Source organism: Halarcobacter bivalviorum, assembly GCF_003346815.1.
GTDB classification, from domain to species: Bacteria; Campylobacterota; Campylobacteria; order Campylobacterales; family Arcobacteraceae; genus Halarcobacter; species Halarcobacter bivalviorum.
This window is the reverse complement of sequence record NZ_CP031217.1, coordinates 582,696-598,153: the sequence shown is the minus strand read 5'-3', so window position 1 is coordinate 598,153 and position 15,458 is coordinate 582,696. Positions and strand designations below refer to the sequence as shown.

The window sequence follows — 15,458 nt, the reverse complement described above, 5'->3', positions numbered from 1 at the left end:
TATTTAAATCAAGGAATATACTCGCAATGATTCGTGCAAAATCTTTATACCACCTAATTCTTTATAGTATTATCTTTATTATCTTCTTAACATCATCATTTACTTTTATTATTATTGACAATGCTTTTGATGATTTTAATGAAAAAATACAAATCATGAAAAGTGATTATTTTAGTAAACAAAAAGATTTAATAGAAGCCGATATAAAAAAAACCGTTAAATTTATAGATTATTATCATAATAAATATAAGGGTACAAAAAGTGAAGAAGAGATAAAAAATGATGTTCTTCATGCAATAGAGATGATGAGAGAAGATGAAAATATAAATGACTATGTTTTCATCTACAATTTTGAAGGAACTTCTATATACTACCCTATTTCAAGAAATAATATAGGGAAAAATCTTTATGAATTCACAGACCCAACAGGCAAAAGAGTAATAAAAGAGTTAATTGATATTTCTCAAAATAAAAAAGGTGGTTTTGTAAAATATATCTGGTATAAACCTGAATTAAAAGACGAAGCTCTTAAAATCTCTTATGCCCTATCATATTCACCTTGGAATTGGACAATAGGCAAAGGTATCTATTTAGATGAAATTGATACTTTAATCAAAGAGAAAAGACAAGAGCATGATGAAAAAATCTCTAATTATATTCTTCAAATTATGTCTTTAACAATAATGCTTGTTCTTTACTCTATTTTTATTTATAAAAATGCAACTATTTTAATTGTAAATGATGTTAAAGAGATTGGAAAATATTTTAAAGAGACACAAAAATCAGATACAAGAATTAGTCAAAATAGGCTTATCTTTGGAGAGTTTAAAGTAATTGCGAACTACGCTTATGATGCTATGCATAATATTAAAGACAAAAACCAAATGCTAGAAGGTATCAATAAACATCTTGAAGAGAAAGTAAATGAACAAACAAAAGAGTTAAGTAATCTTCTTGATTCTCAAAAAAGATTTTTAAAGAACTCTGTTCATGAAGTTAATACTCCTTTATCTATTATTAGAACAAACATAGACCTTTTAAAAAGACATACTCCTACAAATAAATATATATCTAATATTGAAAGTGGCGCAAAGATTATTCAATATATATATGATGACTTATCATATTTAATTAAAAAAGATAGAGTTGACTACCCAAAAGAGTATATTAATTTTTCAGAATACTTAAATGAAAGATTAAACTTTTTTGATAGTATAGCAACTGCAAATAACTTATATTTTATAAACAATATTGATGAAGAGATATATATTAAATTTAATAAAACAGAACTGCAAAGAATTGTTGATAATAACATTTCAAATGCTATAAAATATTCAAAAGCTAAATCACCTATTTATATAAAACTTACTTACTTTAATGACGATATTGTCGATTTCTCTGTAAAAACAAATTCAGACAAAATTGAGAATAAAGATAAAATCTTTAGTGACTTCTATAGAGAGAATAATTCTCGTGGTGGCTTTGGATTAGGACTTAGAATAGTAAAAGAAATATGTGATAAAAATTTAGTTATAATTAATCTTGATTCAAACGATAGAGATACAAAATTTACGTATAGGTTTAGAATAAATGAAAATACTACTTCTTGAAGATGAAATAATGTTAAACAATGCAATATCTGAGTATTTAAAAGATATTGGGCATATGGTTGAAAGTTACACAAATGGTGAAGATGTAATTGACAATGTTGATTCCTCTTTTGATCTTTTAGTGCTTGATATAAATGTACCAAAAAAAGATGGATTTGAAATCTTACAAGAACTAAATAGCAAAAAAATATATATTCCAACAATATACATTTCTGCACTTTTAGATATTGAAGATATTACAAAAGCATATGACTTAGGCTGTAGAGAGTATATTAAGAAACCTTTTCATTTAGAAGAGTTAGGAATTAAAATAAATCAAATCCTAAAAAAAGACCAAAGCAATACCACTCATATTAGATTTTCAGAAAATTACTCTTACTCTAAAACTGAAAAAACTCTATATTTTAATGGTGAACCACAAACACTAACAAAAAAACAATTAGATATTATTCATATCTTAGCCCTAAATATCAATATGATTGTTGACTTTGAAAGATTTAGAGTTGACATTTGGGGAGGGGAAAATATTGATAATCCTACTATAAGAGCAGAAATTTCAAGATTAAAAAAAGCTCTAAAAGAGGATTTTATTAAAAATATCAGAGGTTTAGGCTATAAAATTGACAGATATTATTCTGTTTAAAAAATCCCTTAAATAGGCTCTTTGAGAGCCTAAATGCTACGTTCATCCTACGAAATATAAATTTTTTTATAATTTTTTTTTAATTGCTACCCTTTTGCTACAATCAACTATTATACTTACAATGTTGAATTACTGAAAAAGATTTATTCTTTTTAGTAAAACTTAAAAAGGAGTACTTATGAGTCCAGAAAAAGCTCAAGCTTATTGGAAAGAAAACATTTCTACTATTCTTAAGTTATTAGTAGTATGGTTTGTTGTTTCTTTTGGTTGTGGAATTTTATTCATAAATGAACTTAATACTATTGAAATTAGTGGTGTTAAATTAGGTTTCTGGTTTGCCCAACAAGGGTCTATCTATGTTTTCGTAATCCTTATTTTTGTATACGTTGCAAAAATGACAGCGATTGATGAAAAATATGGCGTACACGAATAGGAGTTATTAAGATGGAATTACAATCATTAATTTACCTATTTGTAGGTATTTCATTTGCAGTATATATTGGTATTGCACTTTGGGCAAAAGCAGGATCTACTAAAGATTTCTACGTAGCTGGTGGAGGTGTTCACCCAGTAGCAAATGGTATGGCAACTGCTGCAGACTGGATGTCAGCTGCTTCATTTATTTCGTTAGCAGGTATTATTGCATTCAAAGGTTCTGATGGTGGTGCTTATTTAATGGGATGGACAGGTGGATACGTTCTACTTGCTATGCTATTAGCTCCTTATTTAAGAAAGTTTGGTAAATTTACAGTTCCAGATTTCGTTGGTGATAGATATTACTCAAACGTTGCAAGAACTGTTGCAGTTATCTCAGTTATCTTCGTATCATTTACATATGTTGCGGGACAAATGAGAGGGGTTGGTATTGTATTCTCTAGATTCTTACAAGTTGATGTAAATACAGGTGTTGTTATTGGTATGGCAATCGTATTTATTTACTCTGTACTTGGAGGTATGAAAGGTATTACTTATACTCAAGTTGCACAATATGTTGTTATGATTTTTGCATACATGATTCCTGCAATTTTCTTATCATTACAAGTTACTGATACATTTTTACCTCAATTAGGTATTTTTGGTACTACATCTTTTGAATTCCATGATGGGGTAAAAACAATTCCTGAAGGAACCTATCTGCTACATGCTCTTGATACAGCTGTTACAGATTTAGGATTTAAAGCATATAGTGAGCCAGGTAACTTATGGAATATGTTCATGTTAACAACTGCATTAATGCTTGGTACTGCTGGTTTACCACACGTTATTGTTAGATTCTTTACAGTTCCAACTGTACAAGATGCTAGAATTTCAGCTGGTTGGGCATTAGTATTCATTGCTATTATGTATACAACTATTTCTGCTGTTTCTGCTTTCTCAAGATTAAACTTAATCAAAAACGTTCAAAATGTTGAATATGCAGCATTTGTAAACGGTGAGTTAAAGCATGCGGATGGAACTCCAAATAATGGTTCTTGGTTTAAAACTTGGGAGCATGGTGGATTATTAGCGTGGACTGATAGAAATGGTGATGGTAAAATTCAATATGCTCCAGGAGCTGCTTTCGAAGGTAAAGGTGGTAAACCTACATTTGATGGTGATAAAGTTGGTGAGCATGGTGAGAGAGTTACTACTAATGGTAAACCATCTGCAAACACTGGTAAAATTGAAAATGAGCTTTATGTAGATAGAGATATCATGGTACTTGCAAATCCAGAGATTGCTAACTTACCTAACTGGGTAATTGCATTCATCGCAGCTGGGGGTCTTGCAGCAGCATTATCTACAGCAGCAGGTTTATTACTTGTTATTGCTTCTGCAATTTCTCACGATTTAATGGGACAAGTAATTTTTAGAGATCCAGAAACTGGAAAATCTAAATTAACTGAGAAATCAGAGTTAATGTGGGCAAGAATTTCAGCGGTAGTTGCAATTTGTATTGCAGGTTACTTAGGAATTAACCCTCCAGGTTTCGTTGCACAAGTTGTTGCTTTCGCATTCGGACTTGCAGCAGCAGCATTCTTCCCAACAATTATCCTTGGGGTATTTGATAAGAGAATGAACAAAGAAGGTGCAATTGCTGGTATTTTAACTGGTTTAATCTTCACATTTGGATACATTGTATACTTCGTATTCTTAGGTGGAAAACCAGAAGATTATTTCTTAGGAATTCACCCAACTGGTATTGGTACAATTGGTACAATTCTACACTTAATCGTTGCGATTGTAGTATCTAGAATGACTCCAGAGCCACCACAAGAAATTCAAGATCTAGTTGAGCAAATTAGACTTCCGAATAACGCTGGTGAAGCTCACGACCACTAAAACTAAAGTCAACCCTCGGGTTGGCTTTTTTACTTTTAAAATAAAATATTTTTTTACATTACTATAAGAATTTGTGTCATAGAATATAATAATGTAAAAAAATATTATAAAGGATTCTCTTATGAGTCTTCGAGACCAAAAAGCCTTTCTTTCAAATATCCATCCCTTTGAGTTATTAACTGAAGAACAAATGGATAAGTGTATTAGACATATGGATATTGCTTATTATGCAAAAGATGAGATTCTAATAACACCTGAAAAAATACCCGAACACTTTTTTGTAATTATTAAAGGAATTGTTCATGAATATAAAGAAGATGAAGTATTAATGGACTACCATTATCAAGACTCATTTGATGCAAACTCACTTATTTATAGTAAAACTGATAATTCATTTAGAGTCTATGAAGATTTAATCTGTTATGAAATTGAAAAAGATATATTTTTAGAACTTATTGAAAAAAATGATGGTTTTAAAGATTTCTTTTTAAATAATCTTGTAAATAAATTTCAAACTCTAAAAGATAAAGAGTATGCTTCTGAATTATCTTCATTTATGATTGCAAAAGTTGAAGATACTATTTTACACCCTCCTTGTTCTGTAGAAAAAGGAACAAAACTTATTGATGCAATCGATAAATCAATGAAACAAAACACTTCTACAATTATTGTAAAAGGTGAAAATAATGAGTATGGAATTATCACAGATTCTTTACTTAAAATAAAAGTTTTATTAGAAGGTAGAGACTTAAACATTCCAGTTGAAGAGATAGCTATTTATCCTATTTTAAGTGTTAATCTTGATGACTATCTTTTTGAAGCACTTACTTTACTTATTAAGAAAAATATAAAAAGAGTTGGTGTTGTAAATTCTCAAGGAGAGATGGTAGGGATTTTAGAACAAATAGATGTTCTTTCTCACTTTGCAAACCATACTTATGTGGTTGATTCAAAAATCAAAAATGCAAAAAATCTAGAAGATTTAAAAGAAGCCAGTACAGAACTTGTAGATACTGTTAAAACTCTTAATGCAAAGGGTGTAAAAGTAAATCATATCTCTAATTTAATTGGTCAATTAAATACAAAAGTTTATAGAAAAATCTATAAATTTATAGTGCCTGAAGAGTTACAAAAAGATGCTTGTCTTATAGTTATGGGAAGTGAAGGAAGAAATGAGCAGATAATTAAAACAGACCAAGATAATGCTCTTGTTGTAAAAGATGGTGTTGATGTGGAACAATATAGACCTTATATGAAGGAGATTACTGAAACATTAATTGATTTTGGTTATCCTCCATGTGAAGGTAATATTATGGTATCAAATCCATTTTGGTGTAAAACTGTAAATGAATATAAAAGAGAGACTGCTAGATGGATTGAAGCACCTGATATGCAAAATTATATGGATTTAGCAATCTTTTTTGACTCTTTTGCAGTTGCAGGAGATAAAGAGTTATTAATTAATTTAAAAGATGATTTATTTAATAAACTTCATGATAAAGATGTTTTTATGGCATATTTTGCAAAAGCAACACTTACTTTTGATACACCAAGTACAGTAGCAAATTTTATGACTAAAACATATAATATTGATGTGAAAAAAACTGGTGTATTCCCTATTGTTCAAGGTATTAGAAGTTTAAGTCTTAGAGAAAGAATTAGAGAGACAACAACAGTAAAAAGAATTAAAATTTTACAAGAGATGAAAGTTTTAGAGAATGAAACAGCAAATGAATTACTTGAAGCTTTTGATGTATTAAATACTTTAAGATTAAAAGCACATTTACAAAAAATACAAGATGGTAAAAAAATCAATAATGAAATAGATACCCATGCTTTAGGTAAAATTGAAAGGGATTTATTAAAAGATAGTTTCAAAATTGTTAATAATTTTAAAAAGTTTATTGTCTATACATTTAAAATTGATAAGATTTCATAATGTTTAAAAATCTAATTAACTCATGGCGAAAAAAGAATCTTATAGATAAAAAATATGAATATCTATTTGATACTCCACCTAAAGATGAATATGTTTGTCTTGATTGTGAAACAACTGGTTTAAATCCAAGAAAAGATGAAATCTTATCAATTGCAGCAGTTCATATCAAGAAAAATAAAATTATGATGAGAAAGACTCTAAATATTTTTGTAAAACCTTCAAAAAAAATTACAGAAGAATCAATTAAAATTCACCAAATTAGACCTGTAGATTTACAAAATGGGAAAGACCCAAATGAAGCAATATTAGAATTACTTGAATTCATTGGAAATAGACCTATTGTAGGTTATTACATCAAATTTGATATTGCAATGATTTCAAAATATACAAAAAAAATAATTGGTGTTTCTTTACCAAATAGACAAGTTGAAGTTTCATCAATGTATTTTAAAACTAAAAAAAGAAGTTCTGATTATGAGTTTGTTGACTTAAAATTTGACACGATTTTAAAAGAGTTAGATATTCCTGAACTTGGAAAACATGATGCACTAAATGATGCAATTATGACATCTATGATATTTTTAAAATTAAGAGATTTATCTCCTGCAAATTCAACTTTTTATACTGGATAAATAGCAGTTTCGTAGCATTAAAATAGCACCAACATAGCATTAAAATAGCATGCTATTTTAATGCTATTTTTCCTTGTAACTATTCGTTACTTAGGGACTTTCTTCACTTAAACTTGACTTAATAGTCAACTTAAAAATGATTTAATTAATAATCTCATGTATAATATTCAAATGTTTTTTATGAATTATTATTTTAATTATATATTATTAAAATAAATTACATAAAAATATTACTTTAGAAAGGACGACTATGAATGATCAATTAGTAGCGAAAATTAAAGCTAATCCTAATTACCAAGAATTAGTAGAAAAAAGATCTAGTATAGCAGTTAAACTTGCTATCTTTGTACTTGTACTGTTTTATGCATTTATTCTTACTATTGCATTTGAACCATCACTTTTAGGAATTAGAACTGGAGATGGAGTTATGACAATTGCTTTCCCTATTGCGGCAGCAATTATTATCATCAGTTTCTTAACTACACTTGTTTATGTAAAAAAAGCAAATGGTGAATTTGAGGAATTAATCGAAAAAGTTAGAGAAGATGTAAAGGATGAATTATAATGTTTAGAGTATTAGCACTTTTATCAATCTTTGCCGTTGCACTATTTGCAGCAGGTGATGCTACTTTTGAAGCATCAAAAAGTGAACTTAATATTGCAGCTATTATTATGTTCTTTATTTTTGTTGGTGGTACATTAGGTATTACTTATTGGGCAGCTAAAAAAACAAAATCTGCAAGTGATTTCTATACTGCAGGTGGAGGAATTTCAGGATTCCAAAATGGTATGGCAATTGCTGGAGATTATATGTCAGCAGCATCATTCCTTGGTATTTCAGGACTTGTATACTTAAGTGGATATGATGGATTAATTTATGCTGTTGGATTCTTAGTTGGGTGGCCTGTAATTTTATTCTTACTTGCTGAAAAATTAAGAAATTTAGGTAAATTTACTTTTACAGATATTGCTGCTTATAGACTTGGGCAAAAAGAGATTAGAACTCTTGCTGCATTTGGTTCATTAGCTGTTGTAACTTTATATTTAATTGCACAAATGGTTGGTTCAGGTAAACTGATTCAAGTATTATTTGGTTTAGAGTATGAATATGCAGTACTACTTGTTGGTGTAATGATGATTATTTATGTAACTTTTGGTGGTATGCTTGCAACTACTTGGGTACAAATTATCAAAGCTATTTTACTACTTTCTGGGGTTTCATTTATGGGATTCATGGTATTAAGCCATTTTGGATTCTCTTTTGAAGCATTAGCAACAAAAGCAGTTGAAACACATGAAAAAGGTCAAGCAATTATGGAGCCAGGTGGATTTATTTCTGATCCTATTTCTGCTATTTCTCTTGGTCTTGCTTTAATGCTTGGTACAGCAGGACTTCCTCACGTTCTTATGAGATTCTTTACTGTGGGAAATGCAAAAGAAGCTAGAAAATCTGTTGTTTATGCAACTGGATTTATTGGGTACTTCTATTTAGTTATTGCAGTAATTGGTCTTGGAGCAATTGTTTTCTTAAACTCTCCAGAAGGGCAAGCTTACTTTGTAGATGGTAAACTATTTGGTGGAAATAATATGGCTGCAATTCACTTATCACATATTGTAGGTGGAAATATTTTCCTAGGATTTATTTCAGCTGTTGCATTTGCTACAATTTTAGCAGTTGTTGCTGGATTAACACTTGCTGGGGCATCTGCAATTTCTCATGACCTTTATGCATCTGTTATTAATCCTAATGCTACTGAAGAGCAAGAGATTAGAGTTTCAAAAATTGCTGTAATTATTATTGGTATTATAGGTGTTGTACTAGGTATTGCGTTTGAACAACAAAATATTGCATTTATGGTTGGTCTTGCATTTGCTATTGCAGCTTCTGCTAACTTCCCAATTCTATTCTTATCAATTTACTGGAGAAAATTAACAACTAGAGGTGCTTTCTTAGGTGGTATTGTTGGTTTAGCTACTGCTGTTATTTTAGTTGTTGTTGGTCCAATTGTTTGGGTTGATATCTTAGGAAATAAAGAGGCATTATTCCCTTATAAACACCCTGCACTATTCTCTGTTACTGCTGCATTTGTTGCTATTTGGTTCTTCTCAGTTACTGATAAATCTCAAAGAGCAAAAGATGAAGAAAAAGCTTTTGAAGCTCAAAATATTAGAGCTGAAACTGGTTTTGGAGCTGCAGGAGCAGTTGATCACTAAAAGTACACTATGTACAATTTTAGTACATCAAGGAGAGTTTAAATACTCTCTTTGAACAAAAAAACTCTATATTCCCCTATTTATAGGCATTTTTATCTGCTACATTGTTGCTACTTTTTTACAAACTTTTAACTTTTTTAATTTTTATTGTACAGTTTTTGTTAAAATTAATTTTTTCCCATGTATAATTGTAATTGTTTTATTATGCTATGCCAATGCTACTATTTGTATAGCTTATTACTAAACAAATTATAAATATTAATTTATCTTATTTGTTAGTAAATAAGAGTAGATTGATAGAAGGGGAAAAGATGAAGGACGAATTAGTTGAAAGGATTGAAAACAATCCTAAATACAACGAGCTGCTATCTAAAAAGAACAGCCTAGGTATTAAATTAGGGTTTTTTGTTCTAGTAATGTTTTATGCATATATCTTAACTATTGCATTTAACAAAGAAGTACTTGCAACAAAAATTGGTGATGGTGTTACTACAATAGCATTTCCTATTGCATTAGCAATTTTAATCATAAGTTTCTTAACTACTGTTATCTATGTAAGAAAAGCAAATGGTGAGTATGAAGACTTAGTAAATGATATAAAAGATGATGTAAAGGATATAATGTAATGTTAAGAGTATTAGCACTAATTTCTATCATTGCACTTTCTGCATTTGCTGCAGGTGATGCAAGTTTTGAAGCCTCAAAAAGAGAACTTAATATTCCTGCTATTATTATGTTCTTTATTTTTATTATGGGTACTTTAGCTTTAACATATTGGGCTGCAAAGAAAACTAAATCAGCAAGTGATTTCTATACTGCTGGTGGGGGAATTACAGGTTTTCAAAATGGTCTTGCAATCGCAGGTGATTATATGTCTGCTGCTGCATTCCTTGGAGTTTCAGGTTTAATCTATTTAAAAGGTTATGACGGTGTTATCTATGCAGTATCATTCTTAGTTGGTTGGCCTATTATTCTTTTCTTTATGGCTGAAAAGTTAAGAAATCTAGGTAAATTTACTTTTGCTGATATTGCTGCATATAGATTAGGTCAAAAAGAGATTAGAACACTAGCTGCATTCGGGACACTATCAGTTGTTGTTTTATATCTAATTGCACAAATGGTTGGTGCAGGAAAACTTATCCAAGTATTATTTGGTATGGAGTATGAGTTTGCTGTAATCTTAGTTGGTGTAATGATGATTATTTATGTAACTTTTGGTGGTATGCTTGCAACTACTTGGGTACAAATTATCAAAGCTTGTTTACTTCTTTCAGGGGTAACTTTTATGGCAGTTATGGTTTTATACCACTTCGATTTCAACTTCGAAAGTTTAGCTGTAACAGCTGCGGAAAGACACAATGATGGAGAAGCAATTCTTGCACCAGGTGGATTTATTTCTGATCCAATTTCTGCTATTTCTTTAGGTATGGCATTAATGTTGGGTACTGCTGGTTTACCACACGTTCTTATGAGATTCTTTACTGTTGGAAATGCAAAAGAAGCTAGAAAATCTGTTGTTTATGCAACTGGTTTTGTTGGATATTTTTGGATTATCATTACTATCGTTGGATTTGGAGCAATTGCATTCTTAAACTCTGATGCAGGAGCTGCTTATTTTGTAGATGGTAAACTGTTTGGTGGAAATAACATGGCATCTATTCACTTATCACATATGTTAGGTGGAAATGCATTCTTAGGATTTATTTCAGCTGTTGCATTTGCTACAATTTTAGCAGTTGTTTCTGGTCTTACACTAAGTGGTGCATCTGCAATTTCACATGACCTTTATTCAAATGTAATTAATCCTAATGCAACTGATGAGCAAGTTGTAAAAATTTCAAGAATTACTGTTGTAGTTGTTGGTTTTGTAGGTGTTATTTTAGGTATTGCGTTTGAACAACAAAATATTGCATATATGGTAGGATTAGCATTTGGTATTGCAGCTTCTGCAAACTTCCCAATTCTTTTCTTATCAATTTACTGGAGAGGTTTAACTACAAGAGGTGCTTTCTTAGGAGGATTAACAGGTCTTGTTACTGCTGTAACACTAGTTATTATTGGACCAATTGTATGGGTACAGATTTTAGGAAATGCAGAAGCATTATTCCCTTATAAACACCCTGCTTTATTCTCAGTAACTATTGCATTTGTTGCAATTTGGTTCTTCTCTAAAGTTGATAACTCAGAAAGAGGAAAAACAGAGAAAGAATTATTTAGAGCTCAAAATATTAGAGCAAACACAGGTATTGGTGCATCAGGAGCAGTTGATCACTAAAACTTAAAATCAAAGAGAATTTCTCTTTGATTTTAAAGATTTCTTTTATTAATTTTAATATAATAAATTAATAAATTAATAATAGAGATCTAAAATGAGCATATTAGAACAAATAAACTTTTTAAAATCAATTCATCCCTTTGACAAACTAACAAAATCTCAGCTTGAATATTTTTCAGATAATCTTGATATTGTATATTTAAAAAAAGATGAGATAATTCAAGATTTTTCACAAGAACCTCAAAACTTATATTTTATTATAAAAGGTATTGTGCAAGAGAAAAATGAAGAGAAAGAGGTTTTATCTTTTTACTCTACTTTAGAGTTTTTTGATTCAGTTTCTTTAATAGAAAATTTTTCTAAAAATCGTTTTGTTACAAAAGAAGAGACTATTTGTTATAGCTTACCAAGAGAAATTTTTATCAAAGTTTTACATGAAAACCCTACTTTAGAAAGCTTTTTCTTCCAATCAATTTCTCAAAAATTAAATGGAAATATTCACCACGAAAAAAATAAAGAATTAGCAAACCTAATGATTGCAAAAGTTAAAGATGCAAGAGTACATGAAGCTCTAATTTTACCTTTTGAAACTACAATTTTTGAAGCAGTTACAAAATTAAAAGAGGCAAAAGTTCCTACACTTTTACTTGAAGATGAAAATAAAGAGATTCATATTGTTACTGACTCTGATTTCAGAGAAAAAGTTATTTTAAACCGTATGGATTTTGATGAAAGTGTTGGAAAAATTTCTAATTCGGGTTTAAAATATGTAAATGAAAATGACTTTTTATTTAATGCACAACTTCTAATGACTAAACATGGATTAAAAAGATTAGTAGTAAAAAATAATGATGAAAAAATAGTAGGAATCTTAGATCAAATCTCACTATCTTCATTTTTTGCAACACATACTTTTTCTGTATCAAACGAGATAACTCGTGCAAATAATGTAGAAGAGTTAAAAGTAGCAAGTCAAGCCTTATTAAAAATTATCAAATCTTTATATGCAAAAGGGGTAAAAGTTTCATTTATTTCTAAATTGATAAATCAATTAAATAGAAAAGTTATGGACAAACTATTTAATATGTTAGCTCCAAAAGAACTTATTGGAAATTCTGCGCTTATTGTTATGGGAAGTGAAGGAAGAGGAGAGCAGATTCTTAAAACAGACCAAGATAATGCCTTAATTATCTCAAATGATTGCACTATTTCAAAAGAGGATTTAGAAAACTTTACAAGGTTATATACTGAAACATTAGTTGATTTTGGTTTCCCAAGATGTGAAGGTAATATTATGCTTTCAAATCCTTATTGGTGTAGAACTCAAAAAGAGTTTAAAGATTTAATCTATAACTGGATTAACAAACCAGAAAAAGATAGTTATATGAATCTTGCGATTTTCTATGATGCAATTTGTGCTTCAGGAAATAGAAAATTATTAGATGAATTAAAACAACACTTATTTAATGTATGTTCTGACTCAAAAAGCTTTTATATGCATTTTGCAAAAATAGTTATGGATTTTGATGTACCACTTGGATTTTTTGATGGTTTTGTTTTTGATTCAAAAAATAAAGAACATCAACATGAATTAGATATAAAAAGAGGTGGTATCTTTATTGTTGTTCAAGGAATAAGAGCACTTTCATTAGAACATAAACTAATGAGAGCAAATACTTTAAAAAGAATTAAAGAGCTAACAGATAAAAAAGTATTTACTACAGAATTTTCAGAAGAGTTAACTGAAGCCTTTAACTACCTTTGTACATTAAAACTAAAATCAAATATAGAGAAACTGGATTCTGGACAAGTGATTGATAATTATATTGACCCTGATACTTTAACTACAATGGAAAAAGATTTATTAAAAGATAGTTTTAAAATTGTAAATAAGTTAAAGAAAAAACTGGAAAACCATTATAAGTTGAACTATGTTTAATTCACTAAAAAATTACTTTAATAAAAAGAATTTAAAAGATGAGAAATTCTCTTTTCTTTTTGATAAGCATACAGAAGATGAATTTGTCTGTTTTGATTGTGAAACAACAGGATTAAATCCTTTAAAAGATGATATTATCTCTATTGGTGCAGTTATTATAAAAAATAATACTATTGTATCTAGTAAAAAATTTGTTAGATTTATAAAACCAGAAACAAAACTTCAAGTCGATGCTATTAAAGTTCATCATATAAGAGAATGTGATTTAATAAATGCAGATAATATAAATAAAGTAATTGAAGAGTTTTTATATTTTATTGGAAATAGAAAATTAGTAGGTTACTACTTAGAGTTTGATATTGCAATGATAAATAAGTATTTAAAACCAAAATTAGGAATAAAACTTCCTAATAAAGCCTATGAGGTTTCAGCTATTTATCATGACTGGAAAATAGAAGCTATCCCACAAAGTAATATAGACTTAAGATTTGACACAATTTTAAAAGAGCTAAAAATCCCATCTTTAGGGAAACATGATGCATATAATGATGCTATTATGACAGCTATGATGTTTCTAAAACTAAAAAATCAGCCTAAGGTTAAAATAAAATAATTACATATCATTGACACATCTTTTTGATATAATGAATAAAATTTTTAAAAAGGTGTGATAATGTTAGTTCTTGTACTAAATGCGGGAAGTTCTTCTTTAAAATATCAACTAATAAATCCAGAAACAGCTGAAATAAAGGCAACAGGACTTTGTGAAAGAATTGGTATTGATGGTGTTATAAAACATGAAATAGCAGAAAATAGAAAGTTAGAAATACAACATCCTCTTCCAACTCATAAAGAAGCTATTGAATTTGTATTAGATATTTTAACAAAAGGAGATACTCAAGCTATCTCAAATATTGATGAAATCTCAGCAATTGGACATAGAGTTGTTCATGGGGGAGAATACTTTAAAAAATCTACACTAATAAATAGTGATGTAATAAAAAAGATTGAAGAGCTTATTCCTTTAGCACCTCTTCATAACCCTGCACATATTTTAGGTATTAAAATTTGCCAAGAGCTTATGCCAGAGAAACCTAACGTAGCAGTATTTGATACAGCATTTCATCAAACTATGCCAGAAGAAAACTATCTTTACGCAGTTCCACATGAAGATTATACAAAACATCAACTAAGAAAATATGGATTTCATGGAACATCTCACTACTATGTATCAAATGAAACAATTAAATTATTAAATAAAAAAGACTCAAAGATAATTGTATGTCATTTAGGAAATGGTTCATCTATTTGTGCAGTAAAAGAAGGTAACTCTATTGATACTACTATGGGATTGACTCCTTTAGAAGGACTTATTATGGGTACAAGAAGTGGAGATATTGATGCTGGAGTTATTCCATATTTAATGGATAAAAAGAATATGAACTCTCATGAAATAGTTGATTATTTAAATAAAAAGTCAGGTATTCTTGGTGTTTCAGGTGTTTCATCTGATTTAAGAGAAGTAATTAAAGCTGCAAAAGATGGAGACCATAGAGCAAAACTTTCTATAGATATGTTATGTAATAGAATTAAAAAATATATTTGCTCATATGCTGGAATACTTGAAGGAGTAGATGCCATCTGTTTTACAGCAGGAATTGGAGAAAATGCTGATTTAATCCGTGAAAAAGTTTGTTCAGGACTTGAATTTATGGGTGTTGAAGTTGATATTAATAAAAACAAAGCAAAAGCTAATTCTGGAATAAAAGAGATTCACAAAGATACATCAAAAACTAAAATATTTGTTATTCCTACAAATGAAGAACTTATTATTGCACAAGATACATATCAGTTAGTAAAAGCATAATGCTTTTACTAACCACT

Annotated in this window: 13 protein-coding genes; all 13 read left to right on the top strand. The window is 29.3% G+C overall.

Annotated features, from left to right (window positions below; translation table 11 throughout):
- Positions 1-26 precede the first annotated feature (26 nt).
- The 13 genes from ABIV_RS02945 (at position 27) to ABIV_RS02885 (ending at position 15,441) form a co-directional block, all read left to right on the top strand.
- Entirely contained in the window at positions 27-1,610 is a 1,584-nt protein-coding gene (locus ABIV_RS02945) for a sensor histidine kinase (RefSeq protein WP_114838480.1), read from the top strand.
- Positions 1,591-2,253 carry a response regulator transcription factor gene (locus ABIV_RS02940; protein ID WP_114838479.1) on the top strand — a complete coding sequence of 221 codons (663 nt, stop codon included), beginning with the start codon at positions 1,591-1,593 and terminating at the stop codon, positions 2,251-2,253. The genes ABIV_RS02945 and ABIV_RS02940 overlap by 20 nt, the downstream gene beginning before the upstream one ends.
- A gap of 178 nt (positions 2,254-2,431) precedes the next feature.
- Complete coding sequence (locus tag ABIV_RS02935) at positions 2,432-2,686, top strand: DUF4212 domain-containing protein (RefSeq protein ID WP_114838478.1); 255 nt, start codon at positions 2,432-2,434, stop codon at positions 2,684-2,686.
- A gap of 11 nt (positions 2,687-2,697) precedes the next feature.
- On the top strand, positions 2,698-4,575 hold the full coding sequence (locus ABIV_RS02930; protein WP_114838477.1) for a sodium:solute symporter family protein: 1,878 nt from the start codon (positions 2,698-2,700) through the stop codon (positions 4,573-4,575).
- A gap of 121 nt (positions 4,576-4,696) precedes the next feature.
- Positions 4,697-6,514, top strand: a complete 1,818-nt coding sequence (locus tag ABIV_RS02925; RefSeq protein WP_114838476.1) for a DUF294 nucleotidyltransferase-like domain-containing protein — start codon at positions 4,697-4,699, stop codon at positions 6,512-6,514.
- Positions 6,514-7,146, top strand: a complete 633-nt coding sequence (locus ABIV_RS02920; RefSeq protein ID WP_114838475.1) for a 3'-5' exonuclease — start codon at positions 6,514-6,516, stop codon at positions 7,144-7,146. The genes ABIV_RS02925 and ABIV_RS02920 overlap by 1 nt, the downstream gene beginning before the upstream one ends.
- Before the next feature lie 250 nt (positions 7,147-7,396).
- Positions 7,397-7,711 carry a DUF485 domain-containing protein gene (locus ABIV_RS02915; protein ID WP_114838474.1) on the top strand — a complete coding sequence of 105 codons (315 nt, stop codon included), beginning with the start codon at positions 7,397-7,399 and terminating at the stop codon, positions 7,709-7,711.
- Positions 7,711-9,360 carry a cation acetate symporter gene (locus ABIV_RS02910; protein WP_114838473.1) on the top strand — a complete coding sequence of 550 codons (1,650 nt, stop codon included), beginning with the start codon at positions 7,711-7,713 and terminating at the stop codon, positions 9,358-9,360. Before ABIV_RS02915 ends, ABIV_RS02910 begins: the two co-directional genes overlap by 1 nt.
- Before the next feature lie 311 nt (positions 9,361-9,671).
- On the top strand, positions 9,672-9,986 hold the full coding sequence (locus ABIV_RS02905) for a DUF485 domain-containing protein (protein ID WP_114838472.1): 315 nt from the start codon (positions 9,672-9,674) through the stop codon (positions 9,984-9,986).
- A complete protein-coding gene (locus ABIV_RS02900; RefSeq protein WP_114838471.1) occupies positions 9,986-11,635 on the top strand; it encodes a cation acetate symporter in 1,650 nt (549 codons plus the stop codon). The genes ABIV_RS02905 and ABIV_RS02900 overlap by 1 nt, the downstream gene beginning before the upstream one ends.
- A gap of 94 nt (positions 11,636-11,729) precedes the next feature.
- Entirely contained in the window at positions 11,730-13,574 is a 1,845-nt protein-coding gene (locus tag ABIV_RS02895) for a putative nucleotidyltransferase substrate binding domain-containing protein (protein WP_114838470.1), read from the top strand.
- Positions 13,567-14,187 carry a 3'-5' exonuclease gene (locus tag ABIV_RS02890; protein ID WP_114838469.1) on the top strand — a complete coding sequence of 207 codons (621 nt, stop codon included), beginning with the start codon at positions 13,567-13,569 and terminating at the stop codon, positions 14,185-14,187. The genes ABIV_RS02895 and ABIV_RS02890 overlap by 8 nt, the downstream gene beginning before the upstream one ends.
- Before the next feature lie 60 nt (positions 14,188-14,247).
- A complete protein-coding gene (locus ABIV_RS02885) occupies positions 14,248-15,441 on the top strand; it encodes an acetate/propionate family kinase (RefSeq protein ID WP_114838468.1) in 1,194 nt (397 codons plus the stop codon).
- Positions 15,442-15,458: the final 17 nt, after the last annotated feature.

Coding starts and splice junctions, on each gene's coding strand:
- ABIV_RS02945 (WP_114838480.1), top strand. CDS start 27: ATGATTCGTGCAAAATCTTTATACCACCTAATTCTTTATAGTATTATC.
- ABIV_RS02940 (WP_114838479.1), top strand. CDS start 1,591: ATGAAAATACTACTTCTTGAAGATGAAATAATGTTAAACAATGCAATA.
- ABIV_RS02935 (WP_114838478.1), top strand. CDS start 2,432: ATGAGTCCAGAAAAAGCTCAAGCTTATTGGAAAGAAAACATTTCTACT.
- ABIV_RS02930 (WP_114838477.1), top strand. CDS start 2,698: ATGGAATTACAATCATTAATTTACCTATTTGTAGGTATTTCATTTGCA.
- ABIV_RS02925 (WP_114838476.1), top strand. CDS start 4,697: ATGAGTCTTCGAGACCAAAAAGCCTTTCTTTCAAATATCCATCCCTTT.
- ABIV_RS02920 (WP_114838475.1), top strand. CDS start 6,514: ATGTTTAAAAATCTAATTAACTCATGGCGAAAAAAGAATCTTATAGAT.
- ABIV_RS02915 (WP_114838474.1), top strand. CDS start 7,397: ATGAATGATCAATTAGTAGCGAAAATTAAAGCTAATCCTAATTACCAA.
- ABIV_RS02910 (WP_114838473.1), top strand. CDS start 7,711: ATGTTTAGAGTATTAGCACTTTTATCAATCTTTGCCGTTGCACTATTT.
- ABIV_RS02905 (WP_114838472.1), top strand. CDS start 9,672: ATGAAGGACGAATTAGTTGAAAGGATTGAAAACAATCCTAAATACAAC.
- ABIV_RS02900 (WP_114838471.1), top strand. CDS start 9,986: ATGTTAAGAGTATTAGCACTAATTTCTATCATTGCACTTTCTGCATTT.
- ABIV_RS02895 (WP_114838470.1), top strand. CDS start 11,730: ATGAGCATATTAGAACAAATAAACTTTTTAAAATCAATTCATCCCTTT.
- ABIV_RS02890 (WP_114838469.1), top strand. CDS start 13,567: ATGTTTAATTCACTAAAAAATTACTTTAATAAAAAGAATTTAAAAGAT.
- ABIV_RS02885 (WP_114838468.1), top strand. CDS start 14,248: ATGTTAGTTCTTGTACTAAATGCGGGAAGTTCTTCTTTAAAATATCAA.